Source organism: Amycolatopsis sp. NPDC049691, assembly GCF_040675005.1.
Taxonomy (GTDB): domain Bacteria; phylum Actinomycetota; class Actinomycetes; order Mycobacteriales; family Pseudonocardiaceae; genus Amycolatopsis.
Genome location: NZ_JBFANX010000010.1, coordinates 134,778 through 152,820 on the forward strand (window position 1 = coordinate 134,778; position 18,043 = coordinate 152,820).

9 protein-coding genes are annotated in these 18,043 nt (G+C 73.5%); 2 read left to right on the forward strand and 7 right to left on the reverse strand.

From position 1 onward, the window contains the following. Positions 1 to 25: 25 nt before the first annotated feature. Genes AB0J40_RS23745 through AB0J40_RS23770 form a run of 6 tightly spaced genes read right to left on the reverse strand, consistent with a single transcriptional unit; the run spans position 26 to position 13,917 of the window. Complete coding sequence (locus AB0J40_RS23745) at positions 26 to 490, reverse strand: GNAT family N-acetyltransferase (protein WP_364456549.1); 465 nt, start codon at positions 488 to 490, stop codon at positions 26 to 28. Positions 491 to 535: 45 nt separating this feature from the next. Continuing rightward, positions 536 to 1,705, reverse strand: coding sequence for a nucleotide disphospho-sugar-binding domain-containing protein (locus AB0J40_RS23750; protein WP_364456551.1), 1,170 nt, complete (start codon positions 1,703 to 1,705; stop codon positions 536 to 538). Further along, positions 1,705 to 2,511: an alpha/beta hydrolase gene (locus AB0J40_RS23755; RefSeq protein WP_364456553.1), complete on the reverse strand. Its 807-nt coding sequence runs from the start codon at positions 2,509 to 2,511 to the stop codon at positions 1,705 to 1,707. The genes AB0J40_RS23750 and AB0J40_RS23755 overlap by 1 nt, the downstream gene beginning before the upstream one ends. After that, positions 2,508 to 2,822 (reverse strand): phosphopantetheine-binding protein, encoded by a 315-nt coding sequence (locus AB0J40_RS23760; protein WP_364456555.1) that lies wholly within the window; start codon positions 2,820 to 2,822, stop codon positions 2,508 to 2,510. The genes AB0J40_RS23755 and AB0J40_RS23760 overlap by 4 nt, the downstream gene beginning before the upstream one ends. Further along, positions 2,819 to 7,111, reverse strand: coding sequence for a beta-ketoacyl synthase N-terminal-like domain-containing protein (locus tag AB0J40_RS23765; protein WP_364456557.1), 4,293 nt, complete (start codon positions 7,109 to 7,111; stop codon positions 2,819 to 2,821). The genes AB0J40_RS23760 and AB0J40_RS23765 overlap by 4 nt, the downstream gene beginning before the upstream one ends. Next, a complete protein-coding gene (locus tag AB0J40_RS23770; protein WP_364456559.1) occupies positions 7,108 to 13,917 on the reverse strand; it encodes an SDR family NAD(P)-dependent oxidoreductase in 6,810 nt (2,269 codons plus the stop codon). Before AB0J40_RS23770 ends, AB0J40_RS23765 begins: the two co-directional genes overlap by 4 nt. Positions 13,918 to 14,660: 743 nt before the next feature. On the opposite strand from AB0J40_RS23770, the gene AB0J40_RS23775 reads away from it, so the two are divergent. Both AB0J40_RS23775 and AB0J40_RS23780 read left to right on the forward strand, forming a co-directional pair. Continuing rightward, positions 14,661 to 15,770 carry a pyridoxal-phosphate dependent enzyme gene (locus tag AB0J40_RS23775; RefSeq protein WP_364456561.1) on the forward strand — a complete coding sequence of 370 codons (1,110 nt, stop codon included), beginning with the start codon at positions 14,661 to 14,663 and terminating at the stop codon, positions 15,768 to 15,770. Further along, positions 15,767 to 16,384, forward strand: coding sequence for a PAS domain-containing protein (locus AB0J40_RS23780; RefSeq protein ID WP_364456563.1), 618 nt, complete (start codon positions 15,767 to 15,769; stop codon positions 16,382 to 16,384). Before AB0J40_RS23775 ends, AB0J40_RS23780 begins: the two co-directional genes overlap by 4 nt. On the opposite strand, the gene AB0J40_RS23785 is transcribed toward AB0J40_RS23780, so the two are convergent. Further along, positions 16,372 to 17,766: an amino acid permease gene (locus AB0J40_RS23785; protein WP_364456565.1), complete on the reverse strand. Its 1,395-nt coding sequence runs from the start codon at positions 17,764 to 17,766 to the stop codon at positions 16,372 to 16,374. The two genes, AB0J40_RS23780 and AB0J40_RS23785, sit on opposite strands and share 13 nt — an antisense overlap. Between the last annotated feature and the right edge of the window lie 277 nt (positions 17,767 to 18,043).

Sequence of the window (18,043 nt, forward strand, 5' to 3'; positions counted from 1 at the left end):
TCCCAGTGTGACCCAGCCGCGCGGCTCACGCTTCCCTGGTCAGTGTCACCTCGAACGGCCGGAAGCCCTGCGCCCGGTAGAACGCCACTGCACCGTCGTTCGCCGCGTACGCCTGCACGACCAGTTCGTTCGCGCCGCGGTCCCGCGCCCAGTCCACGAACGCGGACACCAGCGCCTCTCCCACTCCTCGGCGCCGGTGCTCCGCAGCGACCCGCATGCTCTCCAGTGCCGCCCGCACGGCTTTGGGGCACAGCGAACCGATCGGCAGCAGCCGCCCGATCAGGTGGCCGGCGGCCGCGCCGTCCGCGCGGGCCAGCAGGCACAACGCCTTCTCGTCCCGGACGAGGCCCCGGTAGTACGCCGCGCCTTCGCGATCCGGCCAGCCGAGGTCCATGCGCGGGTCACGGCTTCCGGCGTCTTCGGCGAACAGCGCGGCGGCCGAGGCGACGAGTGCGGGAACGTCTTCGGTGACTTCGACGGAAACAGTCATACCCAGCACGGTAACCGCGTGTTTTTTCGGAGTAAATGCCAATCTTCAAGGCTGCAGGCGAGCCAGGCTTTCCAAGGCGAGCTGCTCCAGATGGCCTGCCGCGGCGGCACTTCCGCCCGCGGCGCGGAAGGACGCCGCCACGGTCGCCGCCGCCCGCCGGTACGACGGCTCGGTGAGCACCTCCCCGACCGCCGCCGCGACCCGCTCGGCGTCGGCGCGGCCGAACCGCAGCCGGATGCCCGCCCCCGCGGCCACGACCTGGGCGGCCACGATCGGCTGGTCGTCGCGGATCGGGGCGACCACCAGCGGCAGGCCGTGCCACAGCGCTTCGCAGACGGTGTTGTGGCCCGCGTGGCACAGCACCGCGTTCACCCGCGGCAGCAGCGTCAGCTGCGGGACCCGCGGCAGCGCCAGGACGTTCGGCGGCACCGGGCCCAGCACCCCGCCGGGGTCGACGAGCACCGCGCGTGCGTCCAGCCCGGCGAACGCCTCGGCCGCGGTGGCCAGGAACCGGCCGCCAGCGTCGGTGTTCGCCGTGCCGAGGGAAACCAGCACCGTCGGGCGGAGCGGGTCGAGCCACTCCCACGGGAAGTCCGTTGTGGACGGACGCGAGCCGAGCGCGGGCCCGACGAGCCGCACCCGCGGCGGAAGCGTGGCCGCGCCGAGCAGTTCGCGGGTCGTGAACGCCAGGACGCCGTGCGGGGAGAACCGCGGGTCGACCGAACCGCGGCCGCCGGCGATCCGCGCCCGCAGGTCGTGCAGCAGCGAACCGACCCAGTCGGCGACCTTCGGCATGCCCGCCAGGGGGTCGACCAGCTCGGCCGACGTCGTCGCCGAGGTCACCCACGGCAACCCGCGGGCGTCGGCCAGCAGCCCGCCGGCCAGTGCCTGCTGGTCGGCGACCACGACGTGCGGGGCGAACGCGTCGATCGCCGCCGCGACGCCGGGGGCCATCGCGTCGGCCAGCGGGACGAGGAAGTCCTCCCAGAGGAACCGCAGCGCGGCCGGTCCCTTGAGCGCCGCCGGGCGCGCGGGCGCCCCGGCCGGCAGGCCGCAGGAGAAGACGAGCGCGTCCGGACCGGCCAGCTGCCACAGCAGCTCCTCGTGCCCGGCCCAGGCGACCTCGTGGCCGCGCGCGGTGAGTTCGGCGGCGACGCCGGCGGCCGGGTTGACGTGCCCGACCAGCGGCGGGACGACGAACAGGAAGCGGGCCACTACCGCGTCCGCGCCGGGACGCGCGAGGTGTCGCGGACCCAGCCGAAGATCAGCTCGATCACCTCGGCGGTCCGCTCGACCAGCACCGAGTGGCCCTGCTCGGGCAGCACGACGCAGCGGCAGCGGTCCAGGTGCGCCTCGAAGTGCGGCACCTGCTCGGCGAGGCCGGAGTCGCCGCCGAAGACGGCGAACACCGGGCAGCGCACGGCCGAGAGGTCGGCGGCGATCGTCGCGCTGCGCGGGATGTCCTCGGCGATCGTGGTGGTCTGCAGGATCTTGTTCGCCGCCTTCGACAGCCGCGCGGTGTGCGCGCCGTGGTTGTCGGCGATCCAGCCGATCACCTCGTCGATCGCCAGCCGGGTCTTCGCGTCGGCGAGCCCGTCGGCCATGTGCCGCGTCCACTCTTCCGTCGGCGGTTCGCCTTCGATGACGACGACGCTCGCGACCCGGTCCGGCCGGGCCGCGGCGAGCCCGAACGCCACCGAAGCGCCGAAGGAGTTGCCGACGACGTGCACCGGCCGCGTCACCCCGCACGCGTCGAGGACCGCGACGAGGTCGCCGACGAACTCCTCGAGGTGGTAGCCGGACTTCGGGCGGGTCGTGCGGCCGTGCCCGCGCAGGTCGTACATCAGCACGTCGAAGCCGCGCTCGGCGAACGCCGGGCCGAGCGTGAAGTAGTAACTGGCGAGGCTGTCGGTGAGCAGGCCGTGGACGCACACCACCAGCGGTGCGTCGCCGTCGAGCGGGACGTCGGCGTTCAGCCGCTGGACGTGGACGTCCAGTTCGCCGGCGCGGATCCGGCTCACGCCGTCGCCCGCAGCGAAGCGACGATGTAGCGGACGAGCTCGCCGACGGTCAGCGCGATGATCTCCTCGAGGTCGCGCTCGGCGATGAACGTCGCGAAGTTGACGCGCTCGCCGTAGTGCTCCCGCAGCTGCCCGGACAGCGCCACCAGGTCGACGCTCTCCAGCTCGAGGTCGTCGTGGAACGTCGTGTCCATCGTGATTTCCGCAGTGTCTTCCCCGTCGAGGCCGTACTCCTCGAGCAGCTCACGCAGCATGCCGCCGAGCTGAGCCAATACGGCCGCTTCGTCCGTTGCCGTCGTCTCGATGCTCATTCCGCGGTCTCCTTCGTCTCTTCGGTCCAGGCGACGACGTAGCGGCGCGGCGGTGCGCCGGGCAGGCTCTCGACGTCGGTGCAGTGCACGAGGAAGCCGGCTCCGGCGGCGCGGACGGTCAGCTCGTCCGGCGCGGCCGCGACGACCTCGAAGTCCCGGGGCTCGCCGCGCAGGCCGGTACCGAGCAGTTTCGCCACCGCTTCCTTGGCCGTCCAGAACCGGGCGAACCAGCGCTCCGGGTCGCCGGTCAGGCCGGCGAACAGTTCCTGTTCGCCGGCACCCAGTGCGGCGTCCACAGTGGACCCGGTGCGGGCGGCGACCTCTTCGACGTCGATGCCGCACCGGCCGCGGCGGGCGATCGCCACGCCGACCTCGCCGCGGTGGGCCACCGAAACCGTCAGCGGCGGCAGGACGCGGCCGTACGCGCCGGTCGCGAGCGGGCGGCCGGCCTCGTCGTTGCCGATCCGCAGCTCGGCCGGGAACATCTCGGCTTCGCCGCGGGCCCAGAGGAACTGCCGGACGGCGTCCTTCGCCGCGATCCGGCCGAGCAGCCACTGGCGCCTGCCGCGCGGCGGACGCCGGTCGTAGGCGTCGCGTTCGGCGCCCGCCAGGTAGTTGCGCATGATCAGCTCGCGGGTCGCCAGATCCGGCCACTGCTCGTGCACCAGCGCCCAGCCGCCCGGCTGCTCGACCGACAGCGTCGAGCGCTCCGGGGTCCGGTCGGCCTGGCGGATGTGCGGGGTGCTGTCGAACCGGCGGTCGCGCCAGCCGGCGAACTCGGCCCAGACCTGTCCGTTGTGGACGAGCTGCATGTCGGCGTCGAGGAACTCCTCGCTCAGCCCGGTGATCTTCACCAGGCACTCCAGCCGCTCCCCCGGCGCCGGGTGCGGGCCGTGGAACCGGATCTCGCGCATGCCGACCGGGAAGACGGTGGTGCGCTCGGTCAGCCGGGACATGATCCAGTAGCCGAGTACCTGGCCGACGTTGTCGAGCAGCGCGCCGGGCGCGGCGGGGGTCGTCAGGACGGCCCGGACGTGCCGCTCGCCGACCGCCGTCAGCTCGGTGACGCCCTGGAAGCGCGGGCCGTGGAACATCCAGCGTTCGTCGTACAGCTGCGCCGCCGTGGTCTCCGGGACCTGCTCGGCCGACGCGGGGAACGCCCAGGGTGCGGGCGCGCCCGCCGGGTACGCCGGGGCGAGTTCGACGGTGGCCTGGGAGTAGCCGTCGAGGGTCGCGAGCACCCGGTCGGGGCCTTGCGGCCGGACGCGGACGCCGACGGTGACCGGCGGCACGGCCGTGATCCACTGCGTCAGCCGGACGTCGTGCACCGCGACCGCGCGGCGGCCGGGCGCGGCCTGCTCGGCGAAGCCCATCAGGTGGTCGATCACGGTGGTCGCCGGCACCACCGGCCAGCGGTCCCCCGGCTCGGCCTGCGGCGGCTGCTTGAAGAAGCAGTGGTCGAGCAGGTACGGCATCGCCTCGACCGACACGATGAGCGTGGTGTCGAGCGGCTTCGGCGCCGGCAGGCGGCGGCCCGGCCGGGCGAGCACCGTGGACGCCAGCTCGGCGGTGTCGGCCAGCAGGGCCGCGAACTCCGCGGCGAGCGGGCCCTTCGCGGCCAGTTCGTCCACAGTGGACCTGCGGACGGCGGGCAGTGCGATGCGCGCGCGGACCTCGTCGTCGAGGGAGATCAGCCGGCCGCCGAGATCCAGCTTGGCGGCCTTGTGCGCGGCCGGGCGGTCGCCGGGCAGGCGCGTGAAGTCGATGTCGAGGCCGTCGGCCCACAACGCGGTCGCGACGCGGCGCAGCTGGGCGAGGCCGGGCCGGTGTGCGGAGTGGGCGGCCACGACCAGGTGGTCCTCGCCGTGCAGGGTGTCGCCGACCAGCGAGCCGAGCTGGCCCGCGCCGACCTGCACGAACGCCCGGACCCCGGCCGCGTGCAGTGCGCGCACGAGCGGCCGGAACCGGACCGGCTCCAGCAGGTGCCGGACGAACAGCTCGCGGATCCCCGCCTCGGTGGCCGGATACTCCGACACCGTGGTCGCCGACCAGAGCGGCACCCGCGGCGGGTGCAGGGTGAACCGCGCCGCCGCCTCGCGGATCGGGCCGAGGTAGGGGCGCAGCATCGGCGTGTGGAACCCGGAGCGGAACGGCAGCACCTGGGCCACGATCCCGGCGTCCCGGAAGCCCGTCACTAGCGTCTCGACCGCCGCCGCGGGGCCGCAGATCATGGCCTGGTTGGGCGAGTTGTCGTGGGAGAGCACGACGTCGGTGCGCCCGGCCAGCTCTTCGAGCACCCGGGGCGCGGGCGCGCCGATCGCGGCGAAGGCGAGGCCGGGGACGACGAGCGCGTCCGGGTCGAACCCGGCGAGGAACGCGTCGACCTCGTCCTCGGCGTGCACGCCGGCGACCGCCATCGCCGTCCACTCGCCCAGGCTGTGCCCGGCCACGGCGTCCGGGACGACGCCCATCCGCTCGAGTGCGGAGCCGAGCAGCCTGCCCAGTTCGAACACCGCGGTGCCCTGGCGGCCGACGTCGCCGATTTCGACGTCGCCGTGGTCCCACGGCAGGCCGAAGTGGCGCGCGACGTCGGCGCAGTTGAGCGTCAGCTCCGACTCCAGGCCGGGGAAGACGAAGGCGAGCTTGCCGCCGCCCGGGCCGAGCAGCGGGCGGTCGGCGAACCAGACGTCGTTGCGACCGCGCCACGGCTTCCCGCGGCCGACCGCCTTGCGGGCCAGCGCCATGCGCTTTTCGGTCGGGTCGACGACGCCGAGCCGGACGGGCCCGTCGCCGGTCCCCCGCGGTCCGGGCCGGTCGAGCAGCTCGCGCAGCTCGTCGACGCTGCGGGCCGCGAGCCGCAGCACGCGTTCGGGTTCCCGGACGACGACCGGCTTCGCGCGTCCGGGAACTTGTTCGAGGACGACGTGCGCGTTGATGCCGCCGAACCCGAACGCGTTGACCCCCGCCCGCCGCACCGGCGCGTCCCACTCCTTCGCCGTGTCCAAAGTGGAGAACCGGGTCCTGGCGAGCGCGGGGTGCGGGTCGTCGCAGTGCAGGGTGGGCAGCAGGACGCCGTGGTGCACGGCCAGGGCTGCCTTGACCAGCCCGGCGATGCCGGCGGCGGGCATCGTGTGCCCGATCATCGACTTGACCGAGCCGAGGACCGCGGCGCCCGCAGGGCCGAAGACCTCTTCCAGGGTCGCGAGTTCGGCCGCGTCGCCGGCCGGGGTCGCCGTGCCGTGCGCTTCCAGCAGCCCGAGCGAGTCCGGTTGCGCGGGGTCGAGGCCGGCGGCGGCCCAGGCCTGGCGGACCGCGCGGACCTGGCCACCGGAGTCCGGGTTGGCCAGGCTGGCGGTCCGGCCGTCGGAGGCGACGCCGGTACCGGTGATCACGGCGTACACGCGGTCGCCGTCCCGTTCGGCGTCGGCCAGGCGCTTGAGCACGACGACGCCGGTGCCCTCGCCGATGAGCACGCCGTCGGCGTCGCGGTGGAACGGCCGGATCCGCTCGGACGGCGACAGCGCGCCGAGCTGGGTGAACACGCTCCAGAAGGTGATGTCGTGGCAGTGGTGGACGCCGCCGGCGAGCACGGCGTCACAGCGGCCGGAGGCGAGTTCGCGCACGGCGTGGTCGACGGCGATCAGCGACGACGCGCAGGCGGCGTCCACTGTGTACGCCGGGCCGCGCAGGTCGAGGCGGTTGGCCAGCCGGGACGCGGCGAGGTTGGGCACCAGCCCGATCGCCGACTCCGGCGCCTCCGGACCGAGCTGGTCGGTGAAGGCCTGCCGGACGGCGTCGAGCCGGTCTTCACCGAGTTCCGGCAGGAGTTGCCCGAGCGTGCGGACGAGCTGGCTCGCGGTCCGGACGCGCTGGTCGAGCCGGACCAGCCCGGGCGTCAGGTAGCCGCCGCGGCCGAGGACGACCCCCACCTTCGTGCGATCCGGCGGCAGCCGGTCCGGGCCACCGGCGTCGGCGACGGCCTGCGCCGCGACCCGCAGCGCGATCAGCTGGTCGGGTTCGGTGGCGGGCACCGAGTTCGGCATGATCCCGAAGCCGGTGACGTCCACTTCGGCCAGTTCGTCGACGAACCCGCCGCGGCGGCAGTAGACGCGGTCGGCGCGCCGCTCGTCCGGTGCGTAGTGGAGGCTGTCCCACTTCTCGGGCGGCACTTCGGTGATCGCGTCGACGCCGCCGACGAGGTTGCGCCAGTACGCCGCGAGGTCCGGGGCGCCGGGCAGCAGCACCGACATCCCGACGATGGCCACGCGCGTGTCGGTCACCACGGTCACCACCCGGAAGCGGTGTGGACGACGGCGGAGACGTCCTGGCGTCCCCAGGCGAGTTCGCGCAGCAGGCCGAGGGTGCCTTCGTCGGGGTCGATCAGCTCGATGCCGCGGCGGGCGTAGTCGCGCATCAGCGCGGGCGTGACCATGCCGCCGTGGTCGCCGGTCGGTGCCCACGGTCCCCAGTGGACGGTCACCGTCCGGCCGGCGGGCCACCGCCGGCCGAGCGTCTCGAGGGCGTCGTTGGCGGCGGCGTAGTCCGACTGGCCGCGGTTGCCGAGCGTCGCGGCGATACTGCCGAAGAGCACGACGAACTTCGGTTCGTCGGGCAGGTCGGCGGTGGCCTCGAGGAGCGTCCGGGCGCCGTCGACCTTGGTGCCGTAGACGCGGGCGAACGACTCGGACGTCTTGTCGGCGACGAGCTTGTCCTCGATGACGCCGGCGGCGTAGACGATGCCGTCGAGGCGGCCGTACTCGGCGTGGATCTCCTTGACGGCCCGGTGCACGGCTTCGGCGTCGAGCATGTCGACGGACTGGTAGCGGACGCGGCTGCCGAGGTCTTCGAGCCGGCTCAGCGTCGCGCGGACCTCGCGTTCGCTCTGGAGGCGACGGACGGTCTTCTCGATCTCGGCGGGGCTCTTCAGTCCCTTTTCGAGGAGAGCTGCTCGCAGTGCTTTGGCGTCGGGGGCGCGCGGGTAGTCGTCCTCGCCGGCCGGGACGGGGGTCCGGCCGAGCAGTTCGACGCGGCACCGGGTCGCGCCGGCGAGGGTGGTGGCGAAGCGGGCGGTGATGCCCTTGGCACCGCCGACGAGCAGGACGACGGAGTCCCGGTCGAGGCCGATGGCGGCCGCTTCGGCGGCGCCGTCGCCGGCCGGGCCCGCGCCGCTGCTGCCGAGGACGCCGAGGGGCTCTTCGGTGGGTTCGAGTCCGCGCCGGTTCGTGCCGTCCCGGAGCACGACGGGTTCACGGTCCACAGTGGACAGCTCGGCGACGAGGTGCGCGGGACCGGCGTGTTCGACGACCCGGGCGAGGGTGCCGGGGTACTCGCGGGAGACGCTGCGGTAGAAGCCGCGGAGGCCTTCGCCGGGGCCGGCGGTGAGCAGCCAGCGGGGGTTCTGCGCGAGGACGGCCTGGTAGAGGGGGAAGGCGGCGGGCAGGACGGGATCGCCGTCGGGCAGGTGGAGATAGCCGTCGAAGCCGGCTTGGACGCCGTCGCCGAGTTCGGCGTCGGCACCGTGGGCGGCGAGTTCGGCACGGACGCCTTCGGCACGGGGACCGGAGCCGAGCACGAGGAACCGGCTCCCGGCGATGTCGGGGGTGGTGGCGGGAGCGAGGTCCACTTCGGACATGACGTACCGCTTCGGAGCGACGATGACCGGCTGCGGTCCGGAGTGGTCGACGGAGGACTCGCCGACCGCCGCCTGCGCCGCGCGTCCGGTCGAGGATTCCGCAGTGAGCATCTCCGCGATCCCCGCGGCCGTGCGAGCCTTGGCGAGTTCCTCCACGTCACCTTCGCCGAGGCGAACCGTCAGTTCACCCGCGATCTCGGCGCGCTTGATCGAGTCGATGCTCAGGTCGGCTTCGAGGTCGAGGTCCGGCTCGATCATCTCGACCGGATACCCGGTCCGGTTCCCGATCACCTCGACCACGGTCTCCAGAACCGAGCGCCCCAATGTGGCCTTCGGTGCGTCAGACGCACCGAAGGCCACATTGGGTGCGTCTGACGCAACCAAGGCCACATTGGGGCGCTGTGCGCCGACCAGGTCCGCGATCGCCGCCGCCGTGCGGGCCTTCGCGAACTCCTCGACGTCACCGCCGGCCAGGCCCAGCCGGGTGGCCAGCTCGCCCGCGATCTCCGCCCGCTTGATCGAGTCCACGCTCAAGTCGGCTTCCAGGTCGAGGTCCGGCTCGATCATCTCCACCGGATACCCGGTCCGCTCCCCGATCACCTCGACGATCGTCTCCAGCACCGGCCGCTCGGCCGGCGCCGCCACCACCGGAAGCGCCTCGACGACCGGCACCGGCACCGGCACGGGCGCCGACACGACGGCGGGCGCCTCACTGCCGAGGTACCCCAGCAGCACGTCCCGCTGGGCGGCGATCATCTCCCGGCTCGTCCGCAGGAAGTCGGTGACCATGGCTTCCGCGGTCGACTCCGGCACCGCGACCGAGGACTCGAGCGAGACGCGCGAAGCCGGTCGCAGCGCCCCCGCCGGGATGGCACCGTCCGCGGTGCGGAGGAGGTGGCCGTCGACCGTCCACCCGGGACGCTTGGGCCGCGGGACGGAAGCCGCGTCGACCGCGTCGCGGCCGCGGAACAGCCAGCCCGTCTCGACGTCGACCCCGGCGACCGCCAGCTGCGCGAGCGCGGCCAGGAAGCCCGGCAGGCCGCGGCGGCCCGGCTGCTCGAACCCGACCGTCCGGTGTGGCCGGTCACCGAGGATCGCGCCGACCTGCCTCGCCAGCACCACGCCCGGTCCGGCCTCGACGAACACCCGCGCGCCGGCCGCGTACATCGCCTCGATCTGCTCGACGAACCGGACCGGCGAGCCCACCTGCGCGGCCAGCTCGCCGCGGATTTCGGCCGGGGACTCCGGGTACGGCGCCGCGGTCCGGTTCGCGTAGACCGGGACGGCGGGCCGGACGACGCCGAGCGCGTCGAGGTCGCGGCCGAACGTCTCCCCCGCCGCCGCGACCAGGGGGCTGTGGAACGCGCACGCGACCGGGATCCGCTTGGCGCCGAACCCCGCCGCGCGCAGCTGCGCGATCGCGGCTTCGACGTCGGCGGTCGGGCCGGAGATCACCGTCTGCGCGGGAGAGTTGTGGTTGGCGAGCACCACCGCGGACCCGGCGAGCACCGAGCCGACCGCGGCAGCCGACGCCGAAACCGCGGCCATCGCGCCCGGGTCGTCCGCCGGGGTGGCGCCGAGGATGGCCGCCGCCCGGGCATGACTGGCGTGCAGCAGGGCTTCCGGCGTCAACGCTCCCGCCGCGGCCAGGGCCGTCAGCTCGCCGTAGCTGTGGCCGCCGAGCATCGCGGGCCGGACGCCGGCGCGGGTGAGCAGCCGGAACGCGGCCAGGCCGGTGAGGCCGAGCGCGGGCTGGGCGACGCGGGTGTCGGTGACGCGGCCGGCGAGGGCCTGCCGCGCGGGCTCGTCGAACACCGCCGGGCCGAACACGACGTCGGCGGTCGGCGGGTCCAGCCGCAGGTACCGCTGCAGCTCGGGAAAGGCGACGAACAGCTCGGCGAACATGCCCGGCCGCTGGCTGCCCTGGCCGGGAAACAGCACCGCCACCGCACCCGGCTCGGCGTCGCCGGCGCGGTACAGGCCGGGGGCGTCCTCGCCCGCGAGTGCCTTTCGCAGCAACCCGGTCAACTCGTCCACAGTGGACGCCACGGCCGCGAGGCGGACCGGCCGGCCCTGCGCTCGCAGCGTCGCGGAAAGGGCGAGGTCCCGCAGCCGCCACGGCTGCTGTCCCGCCGGGACGTCGGAAGCCAGCGCCAGCAGGTCGCGAACCGCCGCGTCCGTGCCGAAGAGGAACAGCTCGGCCGGCCACTCGTCGGCGGACAGCGCGGGCGGGACGCCGTCGTGCGCGCCGAGCACGACGTGGAAGTTCGTGCCGCCGAAGCCGAACGCGCTCACCCCGGCGATCCGCTCGCCCGCCGGCGCGGCCCACGGCTGCGGGGCCGTCTGGAACACGAACGGGCTCGTCGAGGCGTCCCACGCGGGGTTCGGCGACGACAGGTGCAGGGTCGGCGGCTTGACGCCGGTGTGCAGCGCCAGCGCGGTCTTGATCAGCCCGGCCAGTCCCGCCGCGCACTTGGTGTGCCCGATCTGGGACTTCACCGACCCGATCGTGCAGCCGCCGGGGGCGGCGCCGGCCTCGGTGAACACCTTGGTCAGCGTGCCCAGCTCGGTCCGGTCGCCCACGACGGTCCCGGTGCCGTGCGCCTCCACCAGCCCGACGCGCGCGGGCGAGACACCGGCGTTGCGGTAGGCGCGGGTCAGTGCGGTGTGCTGGCCTTCCGGCCGGGGCGCCGTGAGTCCCAGCGCGCGGCCGTCCGACGCCGCCCCGACGCCCTTGATCACGGCGTAGACGCGGTCGCCGTCGCGCTCGGCGTCGGCGAGCCGCTTCAGGGCGACGCAGGCGACGCCTTCGCCGAGCGCGATGCCGTCGGCCGCGCTGTCGAAGGTCGCCGAACGGCCGGTCGGCGAGAGCGCGTGCGCCGAGGCGAACAGCAGGTAGTCGTTGATGCCGTTGTGCAGGTCGGCGCCGCCGCAGAGCACGAGGTCGCTCGTGCCGGCCGTCAGCTCCTTGCAGGCGACGTCGACGGCGGTCAGCGACGACGCGCACGCGGCGTCCACGGTGTAGTTCGCGCCGCCCAGGTCGAGCCGGTTGGCGATCCGGCCGGCGATGACGTTGGCCAGCACGCCGGGGAAGGAGTCCTCGGTGATCCGCGGGAGCTGGTCGTCCAATGCGGACGGCAGTTCGCCCACATAGGACGGCAGCACGGTCCGCAGGGACATCGCGTTCGACAGGTCGCTGCCCGCCTCGGCCCCGAACACGACCGACGTCCGGGCCCGGTCGAACGGGCGGTCCTCGTACCCGGCGTCCACCAGCGCGCGGTGCGCCGCCTCCAGGGCCAGCAGCTGCACCGGTTCGATGCTGGCCAGCGACGACGGCGGGATGCCGTACTTCAGCGGGTCGAAGCCGATCTCGGGCAGGAACCCGCCCCAACGCGACGGCGTCTTCTCGCCCTGGCCGCCCGCGTCGTAATAGAGCGAGGTGTCCCAGCGCTGCGGCGGCACCTCGGTGACCGCGTCCGCACCGGCCAGGACGTTCGCCCAGAACGTCGCCAGGTCCGGGGCCTGCGGGAACATGCACGCCATCCCGACGATCGCGATGTCGAGCGGCGCGGGCGCCGGTGGCTCGGGTGCCGCCACGGCGAAGGCGGCCGCCCGCTCGCGCAGGACCGCGTTCGCCCCTTCGCCGACCGCGGTGTGCAGGTCGGCGATCGTCGTGACGGCCGAACGCAGCACGGCGACCTCGCCCGCCATGAACATGCCTTCGGCGAGCTGCCGGTCCTCGCCGACGGCACGCAGCTCGGCGCCGACGCGCTCGATGCCCTTGCTGGCCAGGCGAAGCCGGCCGACGTTCAGCTGCTCCAGCCGTTCCCAGGCGTCCCGGCTGGGCACGCCCTGCTGGGCGAGCGCGGCCTTGATGGCGGCGTACTCCTCGGTGAACGGGCTGCGGACGCACCGGGTGGCGTGGCCCGGCGCGGTCTCCAGGAGGTCGGTGTGCTCGGCGCCGAGCAGGCTGCGCTGGAACAGCGGGAGCACGGCGCCGGCGTCGACGGCCTCGCGGGTGAAGAGGTAGGCGGTGCCCATCAGCACGCCGATCGCGGCGCCGCGCGCGGCCACCGGCGCGGCGAGGGCGGCCACCATCGCGGCCGACCGCTCGTCGTGGATCCCGCCCGCGAACAGCAGTTGCAGGTCCGGGGCCGCGTCCGGCGTGGCCGCGACGAAGTCGGCGAGGACGCCGAGCTGCGCCTCCCACAGCGGGAAGCTGGTGCGCGGGCCGACGTGGCCCCCGCATTCCGAGCCCTCGAAGACGAACTTGCGGGCTCCGGCTTCGAGGAACTGCTTGAGCAGCCCCGGCGAGGGCACGTGGAGGAACGTCGAGATCCCGGCCTCTTCCAGCGCCGCGGCCTGCGCCGGACGGCCGCCGGCGATGATGGCGTGCGTGGGCCGCAGCTCGCGGATCACCGCCAGCTGCGCGGCTTTGACGTCTTCGGCGGCGAAGCCGAGGACGCCGACGCCCCACGGCGCGGCGCCGACGGCTTCCCGGGTGCGTTCCAGGACATCGCGGGTCTGGTCCGGACCGGACAGGGCCAGCGCGATGAACGGGAGGGCGCCGCCCCCGGCCACCGCGGCGGCGAACGCGGGCTGGTCGCTGACGCGGGTCATCGGTCCCTGCGCGACCGGCAGCGCCGTGCCGAGCGCGCGGCTGCCCGCGCTGCCGGGGCCGAGCACGGGGGTCTCGACGCGCAGGGCGTCGCCGATGGCGTCGGCCAAGCCGCGCACCGCCGCGGTCACGGTTCCCCACCGGTCGCGGAACCGGGTCGCGAGGAAGACGTCCTGGCCGGCTTCGAGCGGCTCGCAGCCGTGCCGTACGAGGCGGCGGACGCCGTCGACGACGGTGGTCTCGGAACCGTCCAGCCCGGTGAGGGCACGGGTGAGCGCCGAGGGCAGTTCGGCTTCCGGCAGCAGGGCGAGCTGCGTGTCGACGACGACCCCGGCGGCACCGCCCGCGATCGCGGCGGCCGCGGTGTGCGGGCCGATCCCGCCCGCCGCCCACACCGGCACGGCGAAGTTCTCGAGCAGGGCCTGGAGCAGCACGAACGTGCTCAGCTTGCCGGTCCGGCCGCCGCATTCGTGCCCGCGCGCGATCAGGCCGTGCGCCCCGCCGTCGACGGCTCGCGCGGCCGACGCCCGGCTGGTCACTTCGGCCAGCACCCGGCGGTCCGGGAAGTCCCGCGCGGTGCACGCGGAATCTTCGGTCAGCAACACGGTCGTCGCGGCTTCGGGCAGCTCGGCGACCGGGCCGGCCAGCCGGACGCCGTAGTCCGGGACGCCCCACTCGGTGAGCAGCGCGAGCTCGTCCGCGGCGGCCGCGCCGCCGGTCAGGTCGAGGACACCGAGCCCGCCTCCGCGCGCGGCGGCGGCGACCGCGCGAGCCGACGGCCACCGCACCGGAGACACGGCGACGATCAGGCCGGCCGATCCGCGGTCGGCTTTCGGGACACGCATGGGAACTCCCGCTACGCACGAAAGGGTGATGGCAACGGGGAGTACTTAAGCGGGTTCGCACCGCCGCCGTCAACAACCCACCGCGATTTCGTCGTGCAGGTTCAGAAAATTCGGGATCGACCAGCCGGAAGACGCAAGAATTTAACGCCGCCGTCACGTTCCGCGGGTCGGGACGGCCCGACCTGCGGTCCACTTGGCACACACCACCAGATGGGGCAAGCGTTCTCACCCGGCGGACGCAGTGTGACTGACCACACCGGACCACGACGTCCGGCGGTCCCGTCGTTTCCGGCGCGCACCACAAAGCGCCGTGCCGGTAAAAACCGCCACGACGAACGAACTCCTCCCGCAATCCGGAATCCCCGGAATTCCGGATTGCGCGTCCGCTATTCTCCCGGCATTTTTACCCACAGCCGAAAGTAGTGCCCGGCCCCGCCCGATTGGCCTCACCGGAACCCGAGCGTCCACTGTGGATTCCCGAATGTCCCGGATTCGTCGTGCTCACGCGACCTCACCCGCCCCGGCCGCGCGCGGGCCGCGGCAGGCCCACCAGCACGACTCCGGGTATTCAGCCGGACACCATCGGTACCTCCACTCCCCTCGCCCCAGCTCGGCCGCCAAGAATTTTCCACTCTCCGGTGACAGATTTTCCTTAGAAGAAGCTGAACGCGATTCGCATACTCACCGGTAATGATGGACACTGCGTCTACACTTGGACTGTCTGTCCAAGCACGGAGGTGGTCGTGGAGTACTGGTACGCCGACGAGCGGTCGGGGACGCGCTACCCGGGCGACCCGCTGCGGTGGCGCGGCGACGACGGCGCGCCCTTGACCGTCGCCCCGCTGACCGGTCTCACCCCCGGCGACGTCGACACCGGCGTCCGGTCGCTCTGGCGGTACCGGGCCGCTCTGCCCGGCGATATGCGTCCGGTCTCGCTCGGCGAGGGCTGCACGCCCTTGGTCCCGCGGCCGTGGGGCGAGGGTGACGTGCGGTTCAAGCTCGAGTGGTTCAGCCCGACCGGCAGCTTCAAGGACCGCGGCTCCAGCGTGCTGATCTCCGCGCTGGCCGGCGCCGGGGTCACGCGGCTGCTGGAGGACAGCTCCGGCAACGGCGGCTCGTCGGTCGCGGCCTACAGCGCCGCGGCCGGCATCGCGACCACCGTGCTCGCGCCGGAAGGGACGTCACCGGCGAAGGTTCTGCAGGCCCGCGCGTACGGCGCCGACGTCGAACTGGTCCCCGGCACGCGCGACGACACCGCCGCCGAGGCCGTCCGCCGCTCGGCGCGGACCACCTACGCCAGCCACAACTGGCACCCCTTCTTCCTGCAGGGCACCAAGACGCTGGCGTACGAACTGTGGGAGGACCTCGGCTTCCGCGCGCCGGACGCCGTCGTCACCGTGGCCGGGGCCGGCAGCATCGTGCTGGGCTGCGACCTGGGGTTCGGCGAGCTGCTGGCCGCCGGGTCGATCACCCGGCGGCCGCGCCTGCTGGTCGCCCAGCCGCGCAACTGCTCCCCCGTCGACGCCGCCTTCCACGACCGGCAGCCGCCGCCGTTCGCCCCGACCGTCGCCGAGGGGACCGCCATCCGGAAGCCGGTCCGCCTGCCCGAGGTCGTCGCGGCGATCCGCCGGTCCGGCGGCGACACCGTCGCGATCGAGGAGGGTGCCATCGCCGCCGCGGCCCGCCGGCTGGCGTCGCTCGGCCTCTACGCGGAACCGACCAGCGCGACCGCCGCCGCGGCGATCGACGTCTTCCGCGAACGCGGCGCGATCCGGCCCGGCGAAACCACTGTCGTCGTCCTCACCGGGTCCGGGCTGAAGGCGGCCGACAAGCTGCGGGAGCTGATCGGATGACCGAGGACGAGCTCCTGCTGCGCGAAGCCGAGAAGATCGCCCACGCCGTGGGCCGGATGTTCCCGGGGCTGTGCGAGGTCGTGCTGCACGACCTGCGCGACCCGGCCCACGCCGTGCGCGCGATCGAAGGCGGCCTGTCCGGGCGCGCCGTCGGCGACCCGGCGACCGAACTCGGCCTGGCCCGGATCGCCGACCCCGGTTTCCCGGACGTGCTCCAGAACTACCCGAACCGCTTCCCGGACGGCCGGCCGGCGAAGAGCACGTCGATCGGCATCCGCAACGCGAGCGGCGAGTACGTCGCGGCGCTGTGCCTCAACCTCGACGTCTCGCTGCTCGGCTCCGCGGCCCGCGCCCTGACGCGGCTGGCCCGCACCGACGAACCGGCCCCGCTGGCCGAGTCGCTGCGGGCCCGCACCGGCGACGAGCTGCGCGCGCTGGTCGAGGACTACGCGACCGAGCGCGGCCACACCCCGCGCGGCTTGCCGGCCGCCGCCAAGAAGGACCTCGTCCGGACGCTCAAGGAACGCGGGTTCCTGGAGCTGAAGAACGCGGTGCCGGCGCTGACCGACCTGCTCGGGATCTCCCGGGCCAGCGTCTACAACTACCTGCGCTGAGCCGCGGGTTCCCGCCGCTTCGCCACGAACCGCCAGCCCACCGCGAGAACCACGGCCAGCACCGGGATCGAGTAGAACGCGATCTTCTCCGCGCCGTCGGAGAAGCCCATCAGGACGACCACCAGCACCAGGAACGCCAGCGTCGCCCAGCCCGAGTACGGCGCCCACGGCATCCGGTAGGACGGGCGCTCCAGTTCGCCGCGCAGCGCGGCCTGGCGCAGGCGCAGCTGGCAGAACACCAGCGTCGCCCACGTCGTGATCACCCCGAGCGAGGCGATCGCGATGGCGATGTCGAACGCGTCCTTGGGCACCAGGTAGTTCAGCACCACGCCGAGCAGGTAGGCGACCGAGGTGAACAGGATGCCGCCGTAGGGCACGTGGCGGCTGCTCATCCGGCTGACGAACGACGGCGCCTCGCCCTTCTCGGCCAGCGAGCGCAGGATCCGGCCGGTCGAGTAGAGCCCGGAGTTGACGCTGGAGAGCGCCGCGGTCAGCACGACCGCGTTCATGACGTCACCGATGCCCGGGATGCCGAGGCGGCTGAACACCGTCACGAACGGGCTCTCGTCGCCGTTGTAGAACGGCCAGGGCAGCAGCATCGCCAGCATCAGCACCGAACCGACGTAGAAGACGCCGATCCGCCACACCACGCCGTTGATCGCCTTCGGCAGCACCTTGCGGGCGTCCTTCGTCTCGCCGGCCGCGATGCCGACGACCTCGATGGCCGAATAGGCGAAGATGACCGCCTGCAGCGTCATCAGCGCGATGCCGACGCCCGCCGGGAAGAATCCACTGTGGCCGGTCAGATTGTGCACGCCGGCGGGCGTGCCGCCGATGTCGGCGCTGGTGAGGACCAGCCCGAGCGCGGTGACCAGGAAGACGACGATGGCCAGCACCTTGACCACCGAGAACCAGAACTCCAGCTCGCCGAACAGCTTGACGCTCAGCAGGTTCACCGCGAGCAGCACGCCGAGTGCGACCAGCGCGGTGATCCACTGCGGCACGTCCGGCAGCCACTTGTGGACGTAGATCGCGACCGCGGTGATCTCCGCGATCCCGGTCATGGCCCAGTTCACCCAGTACATCCAGCCCGACACGAACCCGGCCCACGGGCCGATGAACTTCCGCGCGTAGGTGACGAAGCTGCCGGAGCTGGGCTCGTGCAGGACGAGCTCGCCGAGCGCGCGCATCACGAAGTAGGCGGCCACCCCGCAGACCGCGTAGGACAGGATCAGCGACGGGCCGACCTGGTGCAGCTTGCCGCCGGCGCCGAGGAACAGCCCGACGCCGATCGCGCCGCCGATGGCGATCATCTGCACTTGGCGGTTGCCCAGTGCTTTCGAGTAGCTTTCACCTTTTTCGGTGAGGAGCGAGGAATCCATGGTTGCCAGACGCTAGAGGCTGTGCGGCAAGTCACCAAGCAGGCTAAGGAAGACTTAAGGTGTGCCGGAGATCACCACCCGCTTTCGTTGGTGCCGCCCGGTTTCGATTTGACAGGGCCGGCGCGGTGGCCGAAGTGGACAGTCGACGCCGATGGCACCCACAGGCCGGTCGCTCCCGCGGTGGCGGCCTCCGGGCACGCGCCGGTTGCGGACCTCCCGGCCCGGGCGGGCATACTCGTGCCCCAGGAGGTGCGCGGTGTCCTCGAGCAGCACGGAA